Source organism: Curvibacter gracilis ATCC BAA-807 (assembly GCF_000518645.1).
Classification (GTDB): domain Bacteria; phylum Pseudomonadota; class Gammaproteobacteria; order Burkholderiales; family Burkholderiaceae_C; genus Curvibacter; species Curvibacter gracilis.
The window spans coordinates 134,749-156,197 of sequence record NZ_JADZ01000005.1 but is presented as its reverse complement, the minus strand read 5'-3'; the positions used below and the strand labels follow the sequence as shown (position 1 = coordinate 156,197).

At 65.6% G+C, this 21,449-nt stretch carries 20 protein-coding genes; 5 read left to right on the top strand and 15 right to left on the bottom strand.

Annotated elements, in window-relative coordinates; translation table 11 throughout:
- Positions 1 to 32: 32 nt before the first annotated feature.
- From L880_RS0103520 to L880_RS0103450, 15 genes are all read right to left on the bottom strand, one after another.
- Positions 33 to 971, bottom strand: coding sequence for a glutathione S-transferase family protein (locus tag L880_RS0103520; RefSeq protein WP_027474491.1), 939 nt, complete (start codon positions 969 to 971; stop codon positions 33 to 35).
- Positions 972 to 1,059: 88 nt separating this feature from the next.
- Entirely contained in the window at positions 1,060 to 2,076 is a 1,017-nt protein-coding gene (locus L880_RS0103515; RefSeq protein ID WP_027474490.1) for an NADP-dependent oxidoreductase, read from the bottom strand.
- Positions 2,077 to 2,131: 55 nt separating this feature from the next.
- A complete protein-coding gene (locus L880_RS0103510; protein ID WP_027474489.1) occupies positions 2,132 to 2,551 on the bottom strand; it encodes a PaaI family thioesterase in 420 nt (139 codons plus the stop codon).
- 53 nt (positions 2,552 to 2,604) lie between these two features.
- Positions 2,605 to 3,396, bottom strand: coding sequence for an SDR family oxidoreductase (locus tag L880_RS0103505; protein ID WP_027474488.1), 792 nt, complete (start codon positions 3,394 to 3,396; stop codon positions 2,605 to 2,607).
- A gap of 150 nt (positions 3,397 to 3,546) precedes the next feature.
- Positions 3,547 to 3,768, bottom strand: coding sequence for a hypothetical protein (locus L880_RS0103500; protein ID WP_027474487.1), 222 nt, complete (start codon positions 3,766 to 3,768; stop codon positions 3,547 to 3,549).
- 11 nt (positions 3,769 to 3,779) lie between these two features.
- Entirely contained in the window at positions 3,780 to 5,606 is a 1,827-nt protein-coding gene (locus L880_RS0103495; protein WP_027474486.1) for an acyl-CoA dehydrogenase, read from the bottom strand.
- Positions 5,607 to 5,741: 135 nt separating this feature from the next.
- A complete protein-coding gene (locus L880_RS0103490) occupies positions 5,742 to 6,917 on the bottom strand; it encodes an acetyl-CoA C-acyltransferase (RefSeq protein WP_027474485.1) in 1,176 nt (391 codons plus the stop codon).
- Positions 6,918 to 6,957: 40 nt separating this feature from the next.
- Entirely contained in the window at positions 6,958 to 8,427 is a 1,470-nt protein-coding gene (locus L880_RS0103485) for a M20 family peptidase (RefSeq protein WP_027474484.1), read from the bottom strand.
- A 26-nt stretch (positions 8,428 to 8,453) separates the two neighbouring features.
- Positions 8,454 to 10,568 (bottom strand): 3-hydroxyacyl-CoA dehydrogenase NAD-binding domain-containing protein, encoded by a 2,115-nt coding sequence (locus tag L880_RS0103480; protein WP_027474483.1) that lies wholly within the window; start codon positions 10,566 to 10,568, stop codon positions 8,454 to 8,456.
- A gap of 212 nt (positions 10,569 to 10,780) precedes the next feature.
- On the bottom strand, positions 10,781 to 11,476 hold the full coding sequence (locus tag L880_RS0103475; RefSeq protein WP_019575512.1) for an ABC transporter ATP-binding protein: 696 nt from the start codon (positions 11,474 to 11,476) through the stop codon (positions 10,781 to 10,783).
- Positions 11,477 to 11,478: 2 nt separating this feature from the next.
- The gene (locus L880_RS0103470; RefSeq protein WP_019575513.1) at positions 11,479 to 12,261 is read right to left on the bottom strand and encodes an ABC transporter ATP-binding protein; all 783 of its coding nucleotides are present in this window, start codon (positions 12,259 to 12,261) and stop codon (positions 11,479 to 11,481) included.
- Positions 12,262 to 12,264: 3 nt separating this feature from the next.
- Positions 12,265 to 13,566: a branched-chain amino acid ABC transporter permease gene (locus L880_RS0103465; protein WP_027474482.1), complete on the bottom strand. Its 1,302-nt coding sequence runs from the start codon at positions 13,564 to 13,566 to the stop codon at positions 12,265 to 12,267.
- A 3-nt stretch (positions 13,567 to 13,569) separates the two neighbouring features.
- On the bottom strand, positions 13,570 to 14,523 hold the full coding sequence (locus L880_RS0103460; protein ID WP_027474481.1) for a branched-chain amino acid ABC transporter permease: 954 nt from the start codon (positions 14,521 to 14,523) through the stop codon (positions 13,570 to 13,572).
- Between the two features lie 81 nt (positions 14,524 to 14,604).
- Entirely contained in the window at positions 14,605 to 15,837 is a 1,233-nt protein-coding gene (locus L880_RS0103455) for a branched-chain amino acid ABC transporter substrate-binding protein (RefSeq protein WP_027474480.1), read from the bottom strand.
- Positions 15,838 to 15,975: 138 nt separating this feature from the next.
- On the bottom strand, positions 15,976 to 17,619 hold the full coding sequence (locus L880_RS0103450; RefSeq protein WP_027474479.1) for a 3-(methylthio)propionyl-CoA ligase: 1,644 nt from the start codon (positions 17,617 to 17,619) through the stop codon (positions 15,976 to 15,978).
- Positions 17,620 to 17,902: 283 nt separating this feature from the next.
- Between L880_RS0103450 and L880_RS0103445 the strand changes: the two genes are divergently transcribed.
- Genes L880_RS0103445 through L880_RS0103425 form a run of 5 tightly spaced genes read left to right on the top strand, consistent with a single transcriptional unit; the run spans position 17,903 to position 21,378 of the window.
- Positions 17,903 to 18,628 carry a Crp/Fnr family transcriptional regulator gene (locus tag L880_RS0103445; protein ID WP_051443027.1) on the top strand — a complete coding sequence of 242 codons (726 nt, stop codon included), beginning with the start codon at positions 17,903 to 17,905 and terminating at the stop codon, positions 18,626 to 18,628.
- 50 nt (positions 18,629 to 18,678) lie between these two features.
- Positions 18,679 to 20,160, top strand: coding sequence for a protein adenylyltransferase SelO (locus L880_RS0103440; protein WP_027474477.1), 1,482 nt, complete (start codon positions 18,679 to 18,681; stop codon positions 20,158 to 20,160).
- Positions 20,157 to 20,567 (top strand): peptide-methionine (R)-S-oxide reductase MsrB, encoded by a 411-nt coding sequence (gene msrB, locus L880_RS0103435; protein ID WP_019575520.1) that lies wholly within the window; start codon positions 20,157 to 20,159, stop codon positions 20,565 to 20,567. The genes L880_RS0103440 and msrB overlap by 4 nt, the downstream gene beginning before the upstream one ends.
- Positions 20,564 to 21,112, top strand: a complete 549-nt coding sequence (locus tag L880_RS0103430) for a septation protein A (RefSeq protein WP_027474476.1) — start codon at positions 20,564 to 20,566, stop codon at positions 21,110 to 21,112. The genes msrB and L880_RS0103430 overlap by 4 nt, the downstream gene beginning before the upstream one ends.
- Positions 21,109 to 21,378 (top strand): BolA family protein, encoded by a 270-nt coding sequence (locus tag L880_RS0103425; protein WP_027474475.1) that lies wholly within the window; start codon positions 21,109 to 21,111, stop codon positions 21,376 to 21,378. Before L880_RS0103430 ends, L880_RS0103425 begins: the two co-directional genes overlap by 4 nt.
- Positions 21,379 to 21,449: the final 71 nt, after the last annotated feature.

Below are 21,449 nucleotides of genomic sequence, written 5' to 3'. Positions count from 1 at the left end.
TTGTCTCCTTGATTGAACGGGGGCCCAGGCGCTCAGGCCGCGTCGAGCGCGCGCAGCACGTAGCCGATGCGCGGGAAATGGACATGCACGGTGCCGGCGCGTTCATCCGTGCGGCGCAGGGTGTAGTGCATGCGGGTGGCGGCCACCAGTTCGCCTTCGGTGGTTTCGGTGCCAAAGGTCTCGGCGGCGATGCTCACGCGGCTGCCCAGGGCAATGCCATGTTCGTCCTGGAAGGGCTCATCACCCACGGGCGCCGGCTGGCTGGCGGCGGCCACGGCGATGGCGTCTGCCGAGTCGAACTTGTCCATGCGGCCGTGGCCCAGGGCGGCCAGCCGGTCCATCCAGCCCAGCACACCCGGGGTGGCCTGCAGGATGTCGCCCATCACGGGGTTGCGCACCCGGCTGAACCACAGCGGGTGGTAGGCCGCAAAGTCGGCCACCGTGGGCGCGGCGCCCAGCAGGAAGGGATGGTCGTCGAGCATGTTGGCCAGGCGGCGCAGGTAGCTCTTGTAGGCGGCCGTGGCGTCGCCCGGGCGCAAGCGGGTCATGCCGGTGGACATGGCGCCCCGGTCGGCGGCAAAGGCCTTGGCCACCTCAGGGGGGGCGCCGGCAAACATGGCCGCCGCCCCCTTGGGGCTCAGGTTGTAGGCCATGGCGGCCCAGAACAAGGTGGTGTCGGCCCACTGGGCCAGCACCCGGGCCACGCCTTTTTGGTGGTCGGGGTACAGCGTGGGGCTGGGCTGACGGTGCTCTAGCACGTCACAGATCAGGGCCGTGTCGCAGTAGATGTCGGCACCGATCTGCAGAAACGGGGTCTTGCGGTAGCCGCCGGTCAGGGCCAGCACATCGGGCTTGGGCATGATCGAGGGGATGATCACCGACTTCCAGGCCAGTTGCTTGTAGCCCAGGATGAGGCGGATCTTCTCGGAAAACGGCGAAGTGGGGTAATGGTGCAGGATCAGGTCGTGCATGGCGTGCTCCGTGTGAGAGGGGGATGCGGGGCTGGCGGAATCAGGGGGGGGGCCATCGGGCCCGGCTGGCCCGCCCTGCCCCGCGAACTCAGATCAGCTTGACCAGTTGTTTGCCGAAATTCTTGCCCTTGAGCAGGCCCAGGAAGGCCTCGGGGGCCGATTCAATGCCCTGGGCCACGCTTTCACGCGGGCGCAGCTTGCCGCTGGCCACCAGGCCGCCGAGCTCGGCCAGGGCTTCGGGCCACACTTCCATGTGCTCGCCCACGATGAAGCCCTCCACCTTCAGGCGGTTGATCAGGATCAGCGCCGGGTTGGCCAGGGGCAGCGGCTTGCCGTCGTAGCCGGCAATCATCCCGCACACCGCGATGCGGGCGAAGGCGTTGGTGCGCAGCAGCACCGCGTCCAGGATGTAGCCGCCCACGTTTTCAAAATAGCCGTCAATGCCATTGGGGCAGGCCTCTTTGAGGGCCTGCGACAGGCTTTTGACATCGGGGTGGGTCTTGTAGTCAATGCAGGCGTCAAAGCCCAGCTCGTTCACGGCGTAGGCGCATTTCTCGGGGCCACCGGCAATGCCCACCACGCGGCAGCCGCGCGCCTTGGCCACGGCGGCGTAGGTGCTGCCCACCGCGCCAGTGGCGGCACTGACCACCACGGTCTCGCCGGCCTTGGGGTTGATGATCTTGACCAGACCGTACCAGGCGGTCACGCCAGGCATGCCGACGGCGCCCAGGTAGTGCGACAGCGGCACATGGGTGGTGTCCACCTTGCGCAGGGTGCCGGGTGTGGAGGCATCGACCACGCTGTACTGCTGCCAGCCGCCCATGCCCACCACCTTGTCGCCTGCGGCGTAGCGGGGGTGGCGGCTTTCCAGCACCTCACCCACGGTGCCACCGATCATCACCTGGCCCAGGGGCTGGGGCTGGGCGTAGCTCTTGCCGTCATTCATGCGGCCGCGCATGTAGGGGTCGAGGCTGAGGTAGTGGTGCTGCACCAGCACCTGGCCTTCTTGCAGGGGGGCGGTGTCGGTGACGACGAGCTTGAAGTTGTCGACGGTGGCCTCGCCCTGGGGGCGGTTGTCGAGCACGATCTGCTTGTTCTGGGGCATGGGGTTCTCCGGTTCGGCCGCCGCGGCGGCCTGGTTTGGGTAGGCTGTGGGTGTTTCAGTCGGTCGACACGGCCGCCGGGCCCTGGCCCGGCGTCTCGGTGCGTTTCACGTACTTGAAGGTGCCGGTCGAATGGGCACAGGCCTCGCCGGCTTCGTTGTAAACAGTGGCTTCGGTGAAAGCCATGCTGCGGGTGCGGTGCATCAGGCGCCCCTTGCCGGTCAGTCGACCGGTGCCCGGGCGCATGAAGCTGGTCTTCATTTCGATGGTCACCACCCCCATGTCGGGGGCCACGCTGCGCGCCGCCGTGGCCATGGTCACGTCCAGCAAGGTCATGATCGAGCCGCCGTGCGCCACCTGAAACGAGTTCATGTGCTCGGGCCGGGGCTGGTACACGATCTCGGAATGGCCGCCTTCAAAAAGGGTGAGTTCAAACCCCAGCAGGGTGACAAAAGGGATTTCGACGCCAAAGCTCATAAAAAGGTCCATGAGAATGCAGGGCGCCAGTGTGCGCCCTGTTCAGGGCATTTTCAGCCCGCCGTCACGATCGAGGTACCGCCATCGACCGCCAGCCACTGCCCGGTGATGTGCTTGCCCGCGTCCGAGGCATACAGCAGGCACAGGCCCTTCAGGTCTTCATCGTCGCCCAGGCGGCCCAAGGGGGCATGGGCGGCCAGGCGCTCCTCGCCCAGGGCCTTGAGCGTGCCCACGGTCATCTTGCTCGGGAAGAAGCCCGGGCAGATCGCATTGACGCGGATGTTGTGCTGGCCCCATTCGGCCGCCAGGGCGCGGGTGAAGTTGATCACCGCCCCCTTGGAGGTGTTGTAGGCGATGGTGTTCATGCCCTTGGGGTTGCCGCCCAGGCCTGCGATGGAGGCCAGGTTGATGATGCTGCCCTTTTTGCGGGCAATCATGCTGTGCTTGGCCACGTGTTGGCTGAGGATGAAATAGCCGCGCACATTGAGGTTCATGACCTTGTCCCAGGCCTCTACCGGGTGGTCTTCGGCGGGCGAGCCCCAGGCAGCGCCGGCGTTGTTCACCAGGATGTCGATGTGGCCCAGGCGGGCGATGGATTCATCGGCCAGGCGGCGGATGTCGTCCTCGCGGGCGCAGTCAGCGGCAATCCAGCTGGCGTCGATGCCGGCGGCCTTGAGCTCGGCTGCGGCCTCTTCCAGGTCTTCGGCCTTGCGCGAGCTCAGCACGATGCGGGCACCGGCCTCGCCCAGGGCGTGGGCCAGTTGCAGGCCCAGGCCGCGCGAGCCGCCGGTCACCAGGGCGGTGCGGCCTTGCAGATCGAAAAGTTGTTGCACTTTGCGGGTCATGTCGATGTCTCCTGCTGTTGGATGGCGAACCCGGCGCGGGCCGGGCTCAAGCCGGGGTCAAAAAAGAATGGAACGGAATCGAATGGAATGAGAAGGATTCTGGGCATTCCGGGCCTTGCCACCTGTCTCGGCGGCGATACCGCCGGGCCCTCAGGCGTCCTCGCGGGCCTGCAAGGCGGCGCGCACCAGGATCAGCAGCACGCCCAGCACGGCGGCCAGGCCGCCCCAGAGCAGCAGCGCCTCACCCTGCCCCGGCGCGATGCGCTCGGTGGCCAGGCCCAGCACGGCGCTCAGCAGCCCGCCGTAGATCAGCCACCAGATGAGCTGCTGCAGGCGCAGCAACAGGCGGGGGCTGACACGCAACAGGGCCATGGCACAGGCCCTCAGAAGGCGTCTTCAGGCAACTCGGCGCAGGTCTGGTCGCGGGTCTCGACCACCCGCAGCCAGGCCCCGATCTTGGGCAGCTCGTAGTGGAAGAAGAAGCGGGTGGCGGCCAGTCGGCCCTGGGCCGTCGCGTCGCTGCTGCCGCTGGCCCGCACGGCCAGGGCCACATCGAGCCAGATCCAGGCCAGCACCGTGTGGCCGAAGGCCTGCAGGTAGGGCACGGCATTGGCCAGGGCATCGGTGGGCACGCCCGTGGCCCAGGCCGCCTTGGTGGCCGCCCCCACGTGCTGCAAGGCGGCAGCCAGTGCGTTGGCATGGGCGGCGAGCTCGGGCTGCTGCAGGGCCCGTTCGATGGTGCTGTTGATGCGGGCCGCCAGCAGTTGCAGGCCACGGCCGTTTTCCATCAAGACCTTGCGCCCCAGCAGGTCCATGGCCTGGATGCCGTGGGTGCCTTCGTGGATCATGTTCAGGCGGTTGTCGCGCCAGTACTGCTCCACCGGGAAGTCGCGGGTGTAGCCATAGCCCCCATGCACCTGGATGGCCAGCGAATTGGCCTCCAGGCACCACTCGCTGGGCCAGCTCTTGGCAATGGGGGTCAGCACCTCCAGCAGCAGCCGGGCATCGTCGGCCGCCTCGGGGGCGCCGGTGTGTTGTTCATCGACCAGGCGGGCGCAGTACAGCTCCAGGGCCAAGGCCCCTTCGCAGTAGGACTTCTGGGCCAGCAGCATGCGCTTGACGTCGGCGTGCTCGATGATGCGGATCTGCGGCTGGGCCGCGTCCTTGCCGCCCACGCCCATGGGCCGGCCCTGGGGCCGGTTGCGGGCGTAATCCAGCGAGGCCAGGTAGCCCGCCATGCCCAGCATGGTGGCTGCCATGCCCACGCCGATGCGGGCCTCGTTCATCATGTGGAACATGCATTTCAGGCCTTCACCCGGGCGCCCCACCAGGTAGCCCACCGCCCCGCCCTGCCCGCCCGGCTGGAACTTGCCCTCGCCAAAGTTGAGCAAGGTGTTGGTGGTGCCCCGCCAGCCCAGCTTGTGGTTCAGCCCGGCCAGGGCCACGTCATTGCGTTCGCCGGTCAGGCGGCCCTCGGTGTCGACCAGCTTCTTGGGCACGATGAACAGCGAGATGCCCTTCACGCCCGGGATGGTCTTGCCATCGGGACCCGGGATCTTGGCCAGCACCAGGTGGATGATGTTCTCGGTCAGCTCATGTTCGCCGGCCGAGATCCACATCTTGTTGCCCTTGAGGCGGTAGCGCGGGCCCAGCGGATCGGCCTCGAGCCCTTCGCCATCGGGCACGGCCCGGGTGGCCACGTCGCTGAGGCTGGAGCCGGCCTGTGGCTCGGACAGGCACATGGTGCCCGACCAGCGGCCAGCGAATTCGTTCTTGGCAAAGACCTGCTTCTGCAACTCGGTGCCATGGGCCATCAGCAGGTTGGCATTGCCGGTGGTCAACATGCCCGAGCCGATGCTGACCGAGGCGCAGCCGAAAAAGGCGTTGGCAGCAGACTCCACCGTGTAGGGCAGTTGCATGCCGCCCCAGTCGTAATCCTGCGCGGCACTCAGCATGCCCGATTCGGCGTAGGCCTTCTGCGCATCGTGGGTGGCCTGGGGCAAGGTCACCTTTTCGCCGTCGAAATGCGGCTCCTGGGTGTCCACCAGGCGATTGAAGGGGGCGTATTTCTCACGCGCGATGCGCTCGCAGGTGTCCAGCACCGCGTCAAAGGTGTCGCGGCTGTGGTCCGCAAAGCGCTCGCGCTGGTTCAGGTTGTCGGCTTGCAGCCACTGGAACAGAAGGAAATCGATGCTGGAACGGAGGCTCATGGCGTGGACTCTGGGCGTGGGTGGGAGAGACCGGCAGCCAGACAGGTGCCGGAGGCAGGCCGCAGGGGCTGCGAGCCCCGTGTCGGCACCAGGGCCGGAGCCGGCTCGGGTCGCGGCCCCGGGGCTGTGACAGGGTCAGAGCACTTCGAAGATGCCGGCAGCGCCCATGCCGCCGCCAATGCACATGGTCACGGCCACGCGCTTGGCGCCGCGGCGCTTGCCTTCGATCAGGGCGTGGCCGGTCAGACGCTGGCCGCTCACACCATAGGGGTGACCCAGGGCGATGGCGCCACCGTTCACGTTGAGGCGGTCGGCCGGAATGCCCAGCTTGTCACGGCAGTAGATCACCTGCACGGCAAAGGCTTCGTTCAGCTCCCACAGGTCGATGTCGCTGACCTTCAGGCCCAGGCGGTCCAGCACCTTGGGCACGGCGAAGACCGGGCCGATGCCCATCTCGTCAGGCTCGCAACCGGCCACGGCAAAGCCCAGGAAGCGGCCCAGCGGCTGCAGGTTGTGGCGGGCGGCGTACTCTTCGCTGACCACCACGCAGGCGCCGGCGCCGTCAGAGAACTGGCTGGCATTGCCGGCCGAGATAAGGCCACCGGGCATGGCGGGCTTGATGCCGCTGATGCCTTCCTTGGTGGTGCCTTCGCGGGTGCCTTCGTCGCGGCTCACGGTCACCTCCTTGGTGCGCAGGCCCATCACGGGGTCGGCCACGCCGGCGGTCACGGTGATGGGGGCGATTTCGGCATCGAACAGGCCGGCGGCCTGGGCGGCGCAGGCTTTTTGCTGGCTGGCGGCGCCGTACTCGTCCATCACATCGCGGCCGATGTTGTAGCGCTTGGCCACCTGTTCGGCGGTCTGCAGCATGGACCAGTAGATTTCGGGCTTGATCTTCAGCAGGGCCGGGTCGGACAGCATGTGCTGGTTCATTTCCTGCTGCACGCAGGAGATGCTTTCAACGCCACCGGCCACGTACACCTCGCCTTCGCCCGCGATGATGCGCTGCGATGCCAGGGCGATGGTCTGCAGGCCCGAGGAGCAAAAACGGTTCACCGTCAGGCCCGACACATTCACGGGGCAGCCGGCCATCAGGGCGATCTGGCGCGCGATGTTGGCGCCGGTCGCCCCTTCGGGGTTGGCGCAGCCCATGATGACGTCCTCGACGTGGGCGGCATCGATGCCGGCCCGCGCGATGGCGTGCTTGACGGCATGGCCACCCAGGGTGGCGCCATGGGTCATGTTGAACGAACCCTTCCAGCTCTTGGCAAGCGGGGTGCGGGCGGTGGAAACAATAACGGCCTTGGTCATGGCGGAGTGCCTTTCTGTCGGTTATGGGGTTCGGCTGTGCTCACGAAGCCTTGGAGGCATTGCGCAGCAGTTGTTGATAGAACTGGATCGCTTCCACGTAATTGCTCACCGAGATGCGCTCGTTGGTGCCATGGAAGCGTGGCAAGTCTTCGGGGTGCGCACGCACCGGCGAGAACTTGTAGATGTTGCGGCTGAGGTCGCCGAAGAAGCGCGAGTCGGTGCCCCCCACCATCAGGCCCGGGGCCACGACGGCGCCTGCAAACAGCTCGCGCACCGTGCGGTTGATGAGCTGGTAGCCCCGTGCCGAGGTGGGCGAGACGGCCGAGGGCTCGGCGCTGTCGCGCAGGCGCTGCAGTTGCACCGCCTCGTTGGCCACCACGGTCTTCACGTGCTGTTCCACCGAGTCCAGGCTGTCGCCGGGCAGCAGGCGGAAGTTCACCGTGGCTTCGGCATGGCCGGGCAGCACGTTGAGCTTGTTGCCGGCGTTGACGATGGTCAGGGCCGTGGTGGTGCGCAGCATGGCGTTCGAGCTGGGTGATTTTTCGAGTTGCTGTCGCACCAGCGGCCCGAACAGCCACAGGTTGGACAGCAGCACGCGGTTCACGCCGGTCATCTCGGGGGCCAGGGTGTCGAACAGGTCCTGGGCCACGCCGGTCACGCCTGCGGGCAGTTGGTTCGCCTCGAGTTGCGTCAAGGCCTTGCTCAGCATGCCGATGGCGGTCTGGGGCGGCGGCATCGACGAATGCCCTGGGGCCGTGTCGACGCTGAGCTGCCAGGTGCCGATGCCCTTTTCTGCCACACCGATGAGCGCCGCCGGCCCTTGCAGGCCGGGCAACACCCCTTCAGTGACCAGCAGGCCTTCGTCCAGGATGAAGTCGAACTGGATGCCGCGCTGTTTCAGCACCTGGGCCATCTCGCGCGCCCCGGCACCACCGACCTCTTCGTCACCGCCCGACAGCAGGTACACCGTCTGACGAGGCTGGAAACCGCTGGCCAGCAAGGACTCGATGGCTTCCAGTTGGGCCAGCAGGTTGCCCTTGTCGTCCCAGGCGCCCCGGCCCCAGACGAAGCCGTCCTGGATGCGCCCCTCGAAAGGGGGTACGGTCCATTTGGCTTCGGTGCCGGGGGCGATGGGCACCACGTCCTGGTGGGCCATCAGGGCCAGCGGCAAGGCTTTGGGGTCGCTGCCGGCCCAGGTGAACATCAGGCTGTGGGCGCCAAAGCGCTCCAGCTTGAGCTGTTGGTGCACCCGCGGAAACTGCTCGGCCAGGTAGGCGTGCAGCCGGTCGAACTCGGCGGCGTTGAGTTGGGCATCGGCTTCCGACGACACGGTCTGGATGCGAACCGCTCCGGCCAGGCGCCGCGCCGCGGCATCGGCATCGACCCGTGGGGGCTCGATGCGTTCCACCGCCAATTGGCGCGAGGGCTTGAGCAGGGTGTTGCCCACCACCGCCGCACCCAGGCCGGCGCACAGCACCAGCACGGCCAGGGAGATTCGCTTGAGGCTCATGTCGTTTCAGGGGCTGACGGCCGCGCTCAGTTGAAGGTCTTGCCTTCGGCCACCAGACGGGCCAGCAGCGGGGCCGGCTGCCAGAACTTGGCGTCGTCGAGCGGGTTCTTGGCAAAGCGCTTCATGGCTTCGGCCACGTTGAACAGGCCCAGCTGATCGGCATAGTGCATCGGGCCACCGCGCCAGATCGGGAAGCCATAGCCGGTCAGGTACACCATGTCGATGTCACTGGCCTTGCTGGCAATGCCCTCTTCCAGAATGTGGGCGGCTTCGTTGACCAGCGAGAACACCAGACGTTGCACGATCTCTTCGTCGGAGATCTTGCGCGGGGTGATGCCCAGGTCCTTGCGGTGCTTCTCGATCATGTCGACCACCAGCTGGCTGGGGATGGCGTCGCGCTTGCCCGGCACGTAGTCGTACCAGCCGGCACCGGTCTTCTGGCCATAGCGGCCCAGTTCGCACAGCAGGTCGGCGGTCTTGCTGTATTTGAGGTCGGGCTTCTCGGTGTAGCGGCGCTTGCGGATGGCCCAGCCGATGTCGTTGCCGGCCAGGTCGCCCATGCGGAACGGGCCCATGGCAAAGCCGAACTTCTCGACCGCCTTGTCGACCTGGGCCGGGGTGGCGCCTTCTTCGAGCAGGAAACCGGCCTGGCGGCTGTACTGCTCGATCATGCGGTTGCCGATGAAACCATCGCACACGCCCGAGACCACGGCGGTCTTCTTGATCTTCTTGGCCACGGCCATCACGGTGGCCAGCACGTCCTTGGCGGTGGCCTTGCCACGCACCACTTCGAGCAGCTTCATCACGTTGGCGGGGCTGAAGAAGTGCATGCCCACCACGTCTTGCGGACGCTGGGTGAAGGAGGCGATCTTGTCGACGTCGAGCGTCGAGGTGTTGGAGGCCAGGATGGCGCCGGGCTTGGCCACGGCGTCGAGTTGCTTGAACACGGCTTCCTTGACGTCCATTTCCTCGAACACCGCCTCGATGATCAGGTCGGCATCCTTCAGGTCGTCGTAGCTCAGGGTGGTGCTCAGCAGGCTCATGCGCTGCTCGTATTTGTCCTGCTTGAGCTTGCCCTTCTTGACCTGGGCTTCGTAGTTCTTGCGGATCGTGGCGATGCCGCGGTCCAGGGCTTCCTGCTTCATTTCCAGCATCTTCACGGGGATGCCGGCGTTCAGGAAGTTCATGGTGATGCCGCCACCCATGGTGCCGGCACCGATCACGCCCACCTGGCGGATGTCGCGCTTGGGGGTGTCGTCTGCCACGTCGGGGATCTTGGAGGCAGCGCGTTCGGCCACGAACAGGTGGCGCAGGGCGCGGCACTCGGGGGTCCACATCAGGTTGATGAAGAGGTCGCGCTCGAACACCATGCCGTCATCGAACTTCTTCTGGGTGGCGGCCTGCACGGCGTCCACACACTTGCCCGGGGCGGGGTAGTTCTTGGCCATGCCCTTGACCATGTTGCGGGCAAACTGGAAGTAGGCGTCGCCCAGCGGGTGTTTGCAAGGCAGGTTGCGCACCAGCGGGAAGGCCGAGCCGTCGGCCGCATGCTTGGCGGCCACTTCGCGGGCCAGGGCCAGGGCTTCTTCGGGCAGCGACTCGGCCGAGGCGGCCAGCTTGTCGAACAGCTTCTGGCCCGGCAGGCTGGCCAACAGCTCGCTCTTGACGGGCTCGCCGCTCACGATCAGGTTGAGGGCGGTTTCGACGCCCAGCACGCGCGGCAGGCGCTGTGTGCCGCCGGCGCCCGGGATCAGGCCCAGCTTGACCTCAGGCAGGGCCACCTGGGTGCCCGGTGCCGCGATGCGGTAGTGCGCGCCCAGGGCCAGCTCCAGGCCGCCCCCCATGGCCACGCTGTGAACCGCGGCGACCACCGGCTTGGCCGATTTCTCGACGGCACCGATCACGCTCAGCAGGTTCGGCTCTTGCAGCGCCTTGGGGCTGCCGAATTCCTTGATGTCGGCGCCGCCCGAGAAGGCCTTGCCAGCGCCGGTCAGCACGATGGCCTTGACGGCGGCATCGGCATTGGCTTGTTCGAGACCGGCCACGATGCCCTGGCGGGTCGCGAGGCCCAGGCCGTTGACCGGGGGGTTGTTCAGGGTGATCACGGCGATATCGCCATGGACTTTGTATTCTGCCGTCATGCGGGTGTTCCTCGATGAATAAAAAAGAACGATCGTGCGATTTTGATTTTAGGGAAAGCTTGTTGCACCGCAACGACCGGGATGTCCCAGCCGGGACAAAATGGGCGGTTTTGGCCGGTTCCCAAGGGAAAACCCCTAACTGATTCGGTGCAGGGTGGCCGCCCGCCACCCTGCCCTTTGCACAAGTCCTGACACAGACCCGGGCTCGGGCCTCAGACCTCCAGCCATTCCTTGCGCACGTCGGCATCGGCACGCAATTGGTCGGGCGTGCCTTCGAACACGATGCTGCCGTGGCCCATCACCAGCGCCCGGTCGGAGATCGACATGGCGATGGTCAGCTTCTGCTCGATCAGCAGCACCGAAATGCCGCGCGCCTTGAGGTTCTGCAGGTACTGGCCCACCAATTCGACGATCTTCGGGGCCAGGCCCTCGGTGGGCTCGTCGATGATGATCAGATCGGGGTCACCCATCAGGGTGCGGCACAGTGTCAGCATCTGCTGCTCACCGCCCGACATCACGCCGGCCTCGGTGTGCTGACGCTCCTTCAGGCGTGGAAACATCTCGTACATGTCGTCAAACGACCAGCGCGAGCCCTTGCCATTGCCCTTGCGGCCCAGCAGCAGGTTCTGGTGCACCGTGAGCTTGGGGAAGATCTCGCGGTTCTCGGGCACGTAGCCGATGCCCAGGTGGGCGATCTCGTAGGCCTTGCGACCGTTGAGCGCCTGCCCTTTCCAGTTGATCGTGCCCTCCCAGTTGACCAGGCCCATGACGGCCTTGGCCGTGGTCGAGCGGCCCGAGCCGTTGCGCCCCAGCAGGGCCACGATTTCGCCCGGCTGCACATCGAAATGCACGCCATGCAGCACATGGCTTTTGCCGTAGAAGGCGTGCAGGTTCTCTACCTTCAGCATGCTCAATGTCCTCCGGCCTGGTTCTCGGCCACCACAGAGCCCAGATAGGCTTCTTGCACGCGCTGGTTGGCGCGCACGGCTTCAGGGGTGTCAAAGGCGATCACCTCGCCATACACCACCACGGCGATCTTGTCGGCCAGGCCGAACACCACCCCCATGTCGTGCTCCACGGTCAGCAGGGTCTTGCCCACCGTCACCTCGCGGATCAGGCTGATGAAGCGCTTGGTCTCGCTGCGGCTCATGCCGGCCGTGGGCTCGTCGAGCAGGATCACGTTGGCGCCGCCGCCGATGGTGATGCCGATCTCCAGGGCGCGCTGCTCGGCGTAGGTGAGGTTCATGGCCAGCACGTCGCGCTTCTTGTCGAGGTGGATCTGGCGCATCAACTCCTCGGCCCGCTCGTTGGCGTCGTGCAGGCCCGACAGGAAGCGCAAGAAGGTGTACTTGTAGCCCAGGCTCCACAGCACCCCGCAGCGCAGGTTCTCGAACACGCTCAGCTTGGGAAAGATGTTCGTGATCTGGAAGCTGCGCGACAGGCCGCGGCGGTTGATCTCATAAGGCGGCAGCCCGTTGATGCGCTGCCCGTTGAGCACCACATCACCACTGGTGGGTGCGAAGCGGCCGCTGATGAGGTTGAACAGGGTGGACTTGCCGGCCCCGTTCGGCCCGATGATGGCCACCCGCTCGCCGTGGGCCACCTTGAGGTTGGCACCACGGATGATTTCGGAGCGACCGAAGCTCTTGCGCAGGTCGTTGAGCTCCAAGGCGTATTCAGAAGTGGCGGTCATGGCTCAGTGGGCCTCCGTGCGCTTGATTTCTTTTTCGATTTCTTCCTGGATGTGGTGCCAGCGGGCCACAAAGCGGCGCCGCACCAGCTCGAACAGGCCCAGGCCCACGGCCAGCACGGCCCCGGCACACAACCAGCTGGCGGTGGCCTCGGCGTTCACGCGCAGGTGCAGGAACTCCATCTCTGGGCCCAGGGCCGCGTTGAGTTGCAGGTGGTAGAGCATCTCGATCATCGAAGCCGCCCCCAGCACCACCACCGAGCCGGTCAGGGCCATGCCCAGGTAGCAGTTCAGCAGGGGTTTGAGGCGGCCGAATCGGGCCAGGCGCACATTCAGCATCACCAGGCTGGCAATGCCGCCGGGCGCATACATCACCATGAACAGGAACACCAGCCCCAGGTAGAGCAGCCAGGCCTTGCTCAGCTCGGACAACAGCACCGAGGCGAACACCAGCAACACCGCGCCGATGATGGGCCCGAAGAAGAAGGTGGCCCCACCGAGGAAGGTGAACAGCAGATAGCCGCCCGAGCGGATCACGCTGAGGCTGTCGGCCCCGGTGACGATCTCGAAGTTGATGGTGGCCAGACCGCCGCCCACGCCGGCAAAGAAGCCCGCGATGATGAAGGCGAAGTAGCGCACGCGCTGGGTGTTGTAGCCGATGAACTCGACCCGCTCGGGGTTGTCGCGCACCGCGTTCAGGATGCGCCCCAGCGGGGTGCCCGTGAAGGCGAACATCGCTGCCGTGCAGACAAAGCAGTAGAACGCGATCAGGTAGTAGACCTGGATCTGCGGCCCGAAGCTGATGCCCATGAAGCTCTGGCCATACACCCGGTTGGTGGTGATGCCGCCTTCGCCGCCAAAGAAGTCGGGCAGCATCAGCGCCATGGAGGCCACCAGCTCACCCACGCCCATGGTGATCATGGCGAAGGTGGTGCCCGATTTCTTGGTGGTCACCCACCCGAGCAAGGCCGCAAAGCCCATGCCGGCCATGCCACCCACGATGGGGATCAGCGACACCGGGATGCTCATGCCCTTGCCGGCCATGTTCATGGCGTGGATGGCAATGAACGAACCCAGCCCGGTGTAGACCGCGTGGCCGAAGCTCAGCATGCCGCCTTGGCCGAGCAGCATGTTGTAGCTCAGGCAGATGATGATCAGGTAGCCGATCTGCGACAGCATGGTCAGCGCCAGGCTGCTCTTGAACAGCAGCGGGGCCACGATCAGAGCCAGCGCGAACAGGGTCCAGATCACGATGCGCCCCAGGTTCAGGGGCTTGAAGCCGTAGCTTTGGATGTTGTTGGAGCTCATGGATCAATCCTCCCGTTTGCCCAGCAGGCCCTTGGGCCGGAAGATCAGCATCAGCACCAGCAGCAGGTAGGGCAGGATGGGCGCCACTTGCGAGATGGTGAGCTTGAGCACGGAATACGCGGCCGAGCTTTCGCTGACCTGCACGCCCAGGCCGGCCAGCGCGGTGAGCATCGAATAGTCCAGCGCCACCGCAAAAGTCTGCAGCACGCCGATCAGCAGCGAGGCCAGGAAGGCCCCGGCCAGCGAGCCCATGCCGCCCACCACCACCACCACGAAGATGATGGAGCCCACCGAGCCGGCCATGGCCGGTTCGGTGACATAGGTGTTGCCGCCGATCACGCCCGCCAGCCCGGCCAGGGCCGCACCGCCGCCGAACACCAGCATGAAGACACGTGGCACGTTGTGGCCCAGGGCCTCGGCCATCTCGGGATGGGTCAGTGCGGCCTGGATCACCAGCCCGATGCGGGTGCGGGTCAGCAGCAGCCAGACCGAGGCCAGCATCAGCAGCGCCACCAGCATGATGAAGCTGCGCGACTTGGGGAACTGGGTGCCGTACAGGGTGAACAGCGGGCCCTGCAGCTGCTCAGGCAGGCCGTAAGGCACGGTGGAGCGGCCCCAGACCAGTTGCACCACTTCGAGGATCAGGTAGGACAGGCCGAAGGTGACCAGCAGTTCAGGCACGTGACCGAACTTGTGCACCCGGCGCAGGCTGTAGCGCTCAAACAGTGAGCCCAGCGCGCCCACGGCGAGCGGGGCCACGAACAGCGCCGGCCAGAAGCCGATGGCCTTCGAGATGGTGTAGGCGAAGTACGCCCCCAGCATGTAGAAGCTCGTGTGGGCGAAGTTCAGAACGCCCATCATGCTGAAAATGAGCGTCAGCCCAGAGCTCAGCATGAACAGCAGCAGCCCGTAGCTGATGCCGTTGAGCATGGAGATGGTGAAAAACTCAAGATTCATTGAAAGTCTTTTGCATCAGGGTCAAAAAAAAGGCCCGAGCGGCGTCGGGCCTCGCAAGAGCAGATCAGGCCTGCCCAGGCCTCAGGGGCGCTTCATTTCACACGAAGTCGGGGTGCTGGCCACATAGGGTTCGTAGAACTTCAGGGGCACCAGGGTATAGCCGGTGTTTTCAGGCGAGTAAGGGTACTTGCCGCCCGCCTTCTCCCACTTGGTGATGTACAGGCCCTGCTGCAGTTGGTGGTCGGTCTTGCGCAGTTCAACCTCACCGTTGAAGCTCTTGAACTTCATGCCTTCCAGGGTGGCGGCCACCTTGACCGGGTCGGTCGACTTGGACTTGGCGAAGGCCTCGGTGAGGGCCACGAACACGGTGTAGATGTCGGTGGTGTAAAGGTCGTCGTTGAACTTGGCCTTGAACTGGTCGGCCAGCTTCTGAATTTCGCCGCCCATGTTGTAGTGGGCGTAGCTGACCTGGTAGATCTTGCCGGCCGAGGCCGCCCCCATCGCGGTCGGGGTGCCCGAGGTGACGGCGTAGTAGGTCAGGAACTTGACGTTGTTCAGGCCCGAATCGTTGGCAGCCTTGATCAGCAGCGCCAGGTCGGAGCCCCAGTTGCCGGTGATCACGGTGTCGGCGCCCGACTGCTTGATCTTGGCGATGTAGGGCGAGAAGTCGCGCACCTGGGCCAGCGGGTGCAGGTCGTCGCCGACGATCTGGATGTCAGGGCGCTTGCGGCCCAAGTTGGCCTTGGCGAACTTCGAGACCTGCTGGCCGTGCGAGTAGTTCTGGTTGATCAGGTACACCTTCTTGATGTCGGCCTGGTCCTTCATCCAGGTGGTCAGGGCCTCCATCTTCATCGAGGTGTCGGCGTCAAAGCGGTACTGCCAGTAGCTGCACTTGCTGTTGGTCAGGTCGGGGTCGACCGCTGCGTAGTTGAGGTACAGCACCTCTTTGCCCGGGTTGCGGGCGTTGTGCTTTTCCAGCGCATCGATGATGGCCAGGGCCGGGCCCGAGCCGTTGCCCTGGGTCACATAGCGGGCGCCCTGGTCGATGGCTGAGCGCAAGGCGCTGGTGGTTTCCTGGGGGCTGAGCTTGTTGTCGATGCCAATGATCTCGAACTTCACGCCGGCCGCATTCTTCTTGTTGAACTCTTCGGCCAGGAACTGGAAGCTCTTGAGCTGGTTGGTGCCCACGGCAGCCATCAGACCCGACAGCGGATCAAGCCAGGCGATCTTGACGGTTTCACCCTGTTGGGCAAAAGCGCCGCCGGCGAGGGCCAGCAGGGTCGAGGCCACCACGGTCTTCATCACGAATTTCATGCTTTGTCTCCGTTCTGTTTGGAATGTTTTCAGCGTAATGTCTTTGTGCAGTGCAGCGCTCAGGGAATGCCCCTAGCATCTATCACGCAGGCGACTGAACCATTCGGCCAGCCACCTGCGCCGCTCAAATGGCCCCTCTCACAGGCCGGGCAATTTGTAGCCTTGGAGCTGGTCGCGCAGCCGGGTTTTCAGCATCTTGCCGGTGGCCCCGATGGGGATGGCCTCGACAAAAATGACGTCGTCCGGGATCTGCCATTTCGCCGTCTTGCCCTCGTAGAAGGCCAGCAATTCCTCGCGCGTCACCTCGGCGCCGGGCTTCTTGACCACGGCGACCACCGGGCGCTCGTCCCACTTGGGGTGCGGCATGCCGATGCAGGCCGCCATGGCGATGGCCGGGTGGCCCATGGCGATGTTCTCGATGTCGATCGAGCTGATCCATTCACCGCCCGACTTGATCACGTCCTTGCTGCGGTCGGTGATCTGCATGAAACCGTCGGCATCGATGGTGGCCACGTCGCCCGTGGGGAACCAGCCCCGGCCCTGCTTGTCCTTGATCAGCGGGCTGGCGCCTTCGCTGCGGTAGTACTCGCCCAGGATCCAGGGGCCCTTGACCAGCAGGTCGCCATAGGCTCGGCCGTCCCAGGGCAGCTCTTCGCCATCCCCGTCGACGATCTTCATGTCGACCCCGAAGATCGCCCGCCCCTGCTTCATGCGGATCTTCATCTGCTCTTCCTTGGACAGGCCCAGGTGCTTGTTCTTGAGCGTGCACAGGGTGCCCAGGGGCGACATCTCGGTCATGCCCCAGGCGTGCAGCACCTCCACGCCGTACTCGTCCTGGAAGGCGTTGATCATGGCCGGCGGGCAGGCCGAGCCGCCGATCACGGTGCGGTTGAGCTTGCTGAAGCGCAGGCCGCCGGGCTTCATGTGGCCCAGCAGCATCTGCCACACCGTGGGCACGCCCGCGGCAAAGGTCACGCCCTCGGCCTCGATCAGTTCGTAGACCGACTTGCCGTCCAGCGCCGGGCCCGGAAACACCAGCTTGCAACCGGTGAGGGCCGCCGAATACGGCAGCCCCCAGGCATTGACGTGGAACATGGGCACCACGGGCAAGACCGAATCACGGGCCGACAGGCACATCACATCGGGCAGCGAGGCGGCGTAGGCGTGCAGCACGCTGGAGCGGTGGCTGTACAGGGCCGCCTTGGGGTTGCCGGTGGTGCCGCTGGTGTAGCACATGCTCGAAGCGGTGTTCTCGTCGAACTCGGGCCAGTGGTAGTCGCTGCTCTGGGCGCCGATCCAGGCCTCGTAGCTGACCAGGCCTGGCACGCCAGTGTCAGCGGGCAGCTTGTCGGCATCGCACAGCGCCACCCACAGCTTGATGCCGGGGCAACGTGCATGCACGGCCTGCACCAGAGGCAGGAAGGTGGTGTCGAAGCACATCACCTGGTCGTCGGCGTGGTTGATGATCCAGGCGATCTGGTCGGGGTGCAGGCGGGGGTTGACCGTGTGCAGCACGCGGCCCGAGCCGCTCACGCCGTAATACAGCTCCAGGTGGCGGTAACCGTTCCAGGCCAGGGTGGCCACGCGGTCACTGAACTGCAGCCCCAGCTTTTCGACCGCATTGGCCACCTGGCGCGAGCGCGTCGCGAGGTCCTTGTAGGTGTAGCGGTGGATGTCGCCCTCGACCCGGCGCGACACGATTTCGCCATCACCATGGTGGCGATCCGCGAACTCGAGCAGGGTGGAAATCAAGAGGGGTTGGCTCTGCATGAGACCGAGCATGTTGGCTCCTTAAGTTGCTTCTGTCGTTCAAGTTAAACCTTCGGGACTGCGCACTGTTGACATGAGTCAACGCTGGCACAAGGGCCATTCACAGCCGCCTCAGAATGATTCTGGCACTGCCGTGGAGGTCCACGGCGCATGCATGTCCCTTCGGTTACTGCGCGCACTGTCAGGCCACGCCGCCGCGGGCACAAACCGTGTCGTGCCATTGACAGGCCCCTAGGGCAAACCCGAATGAACGGGCCCGCCTTCCAAGGGTCGTCAGAGGGCCCACAATCGCGCCATGCTTCACGGTATCGACCTCATGGCCCGGCAGTTTCTGGCCGCCCAACCCTGGTATGGCGGCCTGCCCACGGCCGAGCAGGAGGCGCTGCAGGCCTCCATCCACACCTTTCTGGCGCGCAAGGGCGAGGTGCTGCTGCCGCAGGGGGAGCGGGTCAATGGCTGGTATGCCGTGCTGTCGGGGCTGGTGTTGCTGGAAAGCGAGTCGCAGGGCCAGCGCCGCTCGGCTTTCATCGGCATGCCCGACGGCGAGTGGTTTGGCGAAGGCTCGGCACTCAAGAACGAGCCGCGGCGCTACAACGTGGTGGCCTTGCGCGACACCTGGCTGCTGTGCTTGCCGCAAGAGCGCTTTCAGCACCTGCACGCCACCAGCCTGGGCTTCAACCAATACCTGGCCCAGCACCTGAACATGCGGCTGGGCCAGGCCATGACCCTGATCGAAACCGGGCGCATGCGCAGCCCGGAGTACCGCGTGGCCCTGCACCTGAGCCGCCTGTTCTGGCGCAGCACCCGCCAGCTGTATGTCACCCAGGAGGAACTGGGCAAGCTGGTCGGCCTGTCGCGCCAGACCGTGAACCGGGTGCTGCGCGAGCTGGCCACGCGCGGCATCATCGCCATGGACCATGGGCGGGTGCTGATCCGCTGCGACGCGGCCCTGGGGCGCTATCTGGCCGGTGCAGAGGACATTTCAGACACGTCCGCCCTGCCCCCGCAGCCCACGGTTTGAGCCATGCCCCTGCAACGCACAGGCGTTTGCCCCTGCAGGACAATGCCGGCATGACCGATCTTGCTCCCGCACCCACCCCTGCGGACACCGCCCACGACTGGTCCAGCCGCTTCACCGCCCTGGGCTCTGCCTTCTACACCCACCTGAACCCCAGCCCCCTGCCCGCGCCCGTGTGGGTGGGGCGCAGCGAGGCCGCCGCCCGCAGCCTGGGCCTGAACCCCGGCTGGCTGGACTCGGACGAAGCCCTGCAGGTGCTCACCGGCAACCAGTTGCTCGACGGCATGAAGCCGCTGGCCAGCGTCTACAGCGGCCACCAGTTCGGCGTCTGGGCCGGGCAGCTGGGTGACGGGCGCGCCATCCTGCTGGGCCAGACCCCCTCGGGCGACGAGTTGCAGCTCAAGGGCAGTGGCCGCACGCCCTACTCCCGCATGGGCGACGGGCGGGCCGTGCTGCGCTCCAGCATCCGTGAATTCCTGTGCAGCGAGGCCATGCACGGCCTGGGCATCCCCACCTCCCGCGCCTTGAGCGTGACGGGCTCGCCGGCCCCCGTGCGGCGTGAAACCATCGAAACCGCCGCCGTGGTGGCCCGCACGGCGCCCAGCTTCATCCGTTTTGGGCATTTCGAGCACTTTGCGGCCCGCGATGACCAGGCAGCCCTGCGCAGCCTGGCAGACCATGTCATCGACCGCTTCATGCCTGAGTGCCGCGAGCACCCCCGCTGGCCCGGCAAGCCCTACGCCGCGCTGCTGGAGCAGGTCAGCGAACGCTCGGCCCGCCTGATGGCGCAGTGGCAGTCGGTGGGCTTCTGCCACGGTGTGATGAACACCGACAACATGAGCATCCTGGGCCTGACCATCGACTACGGGCCGTTCCAGTTCCTGGACACCTTCGACCCCGGTCACATCTGCAACCACAGCGACAGCCAGGGCCGTTACGCGCATCAGCGCCAACCCAACATCGCCTACTGGAACCTGTTTTGCCTGGCCCAGGCCCTGCTGCCCCTGATCGGCGAGCAGGACGACGCGCTGGCGGCGCTGGAGTCGTACAAAACGGTGTTCCCGGCCGCCTTCGAGGCCCGGCTGCGTGACAAGCTGGGCTGGCACCAGGCCCAGCCGGGTGACGGCGAACGCATCGACGCGACGCTGCGCCTGCTGGCCCAGCAGCGCATCGACTTCACGATCTTCTGGCGGCGCCTGAGTGGGGCCGCCGGTAGCGCCGACTATGCTGCCGTGCGTGATCTGTTCCTGGACCGGCGCGCCTTTGACGACTGGCTGCCGGGCTACCTGGCGCGTGCCCAGGCCGAAGGGGGCGCCCCCGATGCGGCCCTGATGCTGCGCAACAACCCCAAGTTCGTGCTGCGCAACCACCTGGGCCAGCAAGCCATCGACCGGGCCCAGGCGGGCGACATGTCCGAGGTGAGCACCTTGCTGCGCCTGCTGGAGCACCCGTTTGACGAACACCCCGGCCACGAGGCCTATGCCGACTTCCCGCCCGATTGGGCTTCTTCCATCTCCATCAGCTGTTCATCATGACCCTCATCCAAAAAACCGATGCCGAATGGCAGGCCGAACTGGCCGCCAAGGGTGCCGAACCGGGCGCCTTCCAGATCACCCGCCGGGCGGCCACGGAACGGCCGTTCACAGGCAAGTACGAGAGCCACTGGGCCCCCGGCACCTACCACTGCATGTGCTGTGGCCAGAAGCTGTTCGACTCGGACACCAAGTTCGACGCGGGCTGCGGCTGGCCCAGCTTCTGGCAGTCGGCACTGCCCGGCGCCATCCGTGAAATCGTGGACCGCAGCCACGGCATGGTCCGCACCGAGACAGTTTGTGCACAATGCGGGGCTCATCTGGGCCATGTCTTCGAAGACGGCCCGGCCCCGACCGGCCTGAGGTATTGCATGAACTCGGCCTCGCTCAACTTCGAACCCAAAGCATGAAGCTGCTTCTCGACTTTTTCCCGATCCTGCTGTTTTTCGCAGCTTTCAAGTTCGCCGGCATCTACGCGGCCACGGCCATCGCCATCGTGGCCACCGTCCTGCAGATCGGCTACCTGCGCTACAAGACCGGCAAGGTCGAGCCCATGCAGTGGATCAGCCTGGGCGTGATCGTGCTGTTCGGTGGTGCCACGCTGATCTCGCACAACGACACCTTCATCAAGTGGAAGCCCACCGTGCTGTACTGGCTGATGGGCTCGGCCCTGCTGATCGGCCAGCTGGTCTTCAAGAAGAACCTGCTCAAAAGCCTGATGGGGGCCCAGATGGAGCTGCCCGAAGACGCCTGGCGCCTCACCCAATGGAGTTGGGTGGGCTTTTTCGCCGTGATGGGCTGCCTGAACCTGTGGGTGGCCTTCAACTATGACACCGACACCTGGGTCAATTTCAAGCTGTTCGGCGGCATGGGCCTGATGTTTGTGTTTGTGATCGCGCAAGCCCTGGTGCTGTCGCGCTACATGAAGACCGACGACGCCAAGGACCCCTCATGACCGCGCAGGCCATCACCGCCCAGGCCATTGCCGACACCCTGCGTGTGGCCTTGCAGACCCACACCCTCGAAGTGCTGGATGAAAGCGCAGCCCACGCCGGTCATGCGGGCGCCAACGGCAGTGGCTCCGGCACCCATTTCAGGGTGCGCATCGGCTCGCCTTTGTTTACGGGCCGTTCACGCGTGGCCCAGCACAGGCTTGTGTATGATTCGCTGCGAGATTTCATGGACCAGGGCCTGCATGCCCTCGCCATCGAAGTGCTTTAAACGCCTTATTTGCTTTAACGCCCACCAGGCTTGTCTATCCATCAGGCCCCAAGGCCCCAACATCTCCGGAT

Coding starts and splice junctions, on each gene's coding strand:
- L880_RS0103470 (WP_019575513.1), bottom strand. CDS start 12,261: ATGACCGCCACTTCTGAATACGCCTTGGAGCTCAACGACCTGCGCAAG.
- L880_RS0103505 (WP_027474488.1), bottom strand. CDS start 3,396: ATGACCCGCAAAGTGCAACAACTTTTCGATCTGCAAGGCCGCACCGCC.
- msrB (WP_019575520.1), top strand. CDS start 20,157: ATGACCCTCATCCAAAAAACCGATGCCGAATGGCAGGCCGAACTGGCC.
- L880_RS0103465 (WP_027474482.1), bottom strand. CDS start 13,566: ATGAGCTCCAACAACATCCAAAGCTACGGCTTCAAGCCCCTGAACCTG.
- L880_RS0103515 (WP_027474490.1), bottom strand. CDS start 2,076: ATGCCCCAGAACAAGCAGATCGTGCTCGACAACCGCCCCCAGGGCGAG.
- L880_RS0103475 (WP_019575512.1), bottom strand. CDS start 11,476: ATGCTGAAGGTAGAGAACCTGCACGCCTTCTACGGCAAAAGCCATGTG.
- L880_RS0103425 (WP_027474475.1), top strand. CDS start 21,109: ATGACCGCGCAGGCCATCACCGCCCAGGCCATTGCCGACACCCTGCGT.
- L880_RS0103445 (WP_051443027.1), top strand. CDS start 17,903: ATGCTTCACGGTATCGACCTCATGGCCCGGCAGTTTCTGGCCGCCCAA.
- L880_RS0103520 (WP_027474491.1), bottom strand. CDS start 971: ATGCACGACCTGATCCTGCACCATTACCCCACTTCGCCGTTTTCCGAG.
- L880_RS0103455 (WP_027474480.1), bottom strand. CDS start 15,837: ATGAAATTCGTGATGAAGACCGTGGTGGCCTCGACCCTGCTGGCCCTC.
- L880_RS0103460 (WP_027474481.1), bottom strand. CDS start 14,523: ATGAATCTTGAGTTTTTCACCATCTCCATGCTCAACGGCATCAGCTAC.
- L880_RS0103480 (WP_027474483.1), bottom strand. CDS start 10,568: ATGACGGCAGAATACAAAGTCCATGGCGATATCGCCGTGATCACCCTG.
- L880_RS0103510 (WP_027474489.1), bottom strand. CDS start 2,551: ATGAGCTTTGGCGTCGAAATCCCTTTTGTCACCCTGCTGGGGTTTGAA.
- L880_RS0103440 (WP_027474477.1), top strand. CDS start 18,679: ATGACCGATCTTGCTCCCGCACCCACCCCTGCGGACACCGCCCACGAC.
- L880_RS0103490 (WP_027474485.1), bottom strand. CDS start 6,917: ATGACCAAGGCCGTTATTGTTTCCACCGCCCGCACCCCGCTTGCCAAG.
- L880_RS0103500 (WP_027474487.1), bottom strand. CDS start 3,768: ATGGCCCTGTTGCGTGTCAGCCCCCGCCTGTTGCTGCGCCTGCAGCAG.
- L880_RS0103485 (WP_027474484.1), bottom strand. CDS start 8,427: ATGAGCCTCAAGCGAATCTCCCTGGCCGTGCTGGTGCTGTGCGCCGGC.
- L880_RS0103495 (WP_027474486.1), bottom strand. CDS start 5,606: ATGAGCCTCCGTTCCAGCATCGATTTCCTTCTGTTCCAGTGGCTGCAA.
- L880_RS0103450 (WP_027474479.1), bottom strand. CDS start 17,619: ATGCTCGGTCTCATGCAGAGCCAACCCCTCTTGATTTCCACCCTGCTC.
- L880_RS0103430 (WP_027474476.1), top strand. CDS start 20,564: ATGAAGCTGCTTCTCGACTTTTTCCCGATCCTGCTGTTTTTCGCAGCT.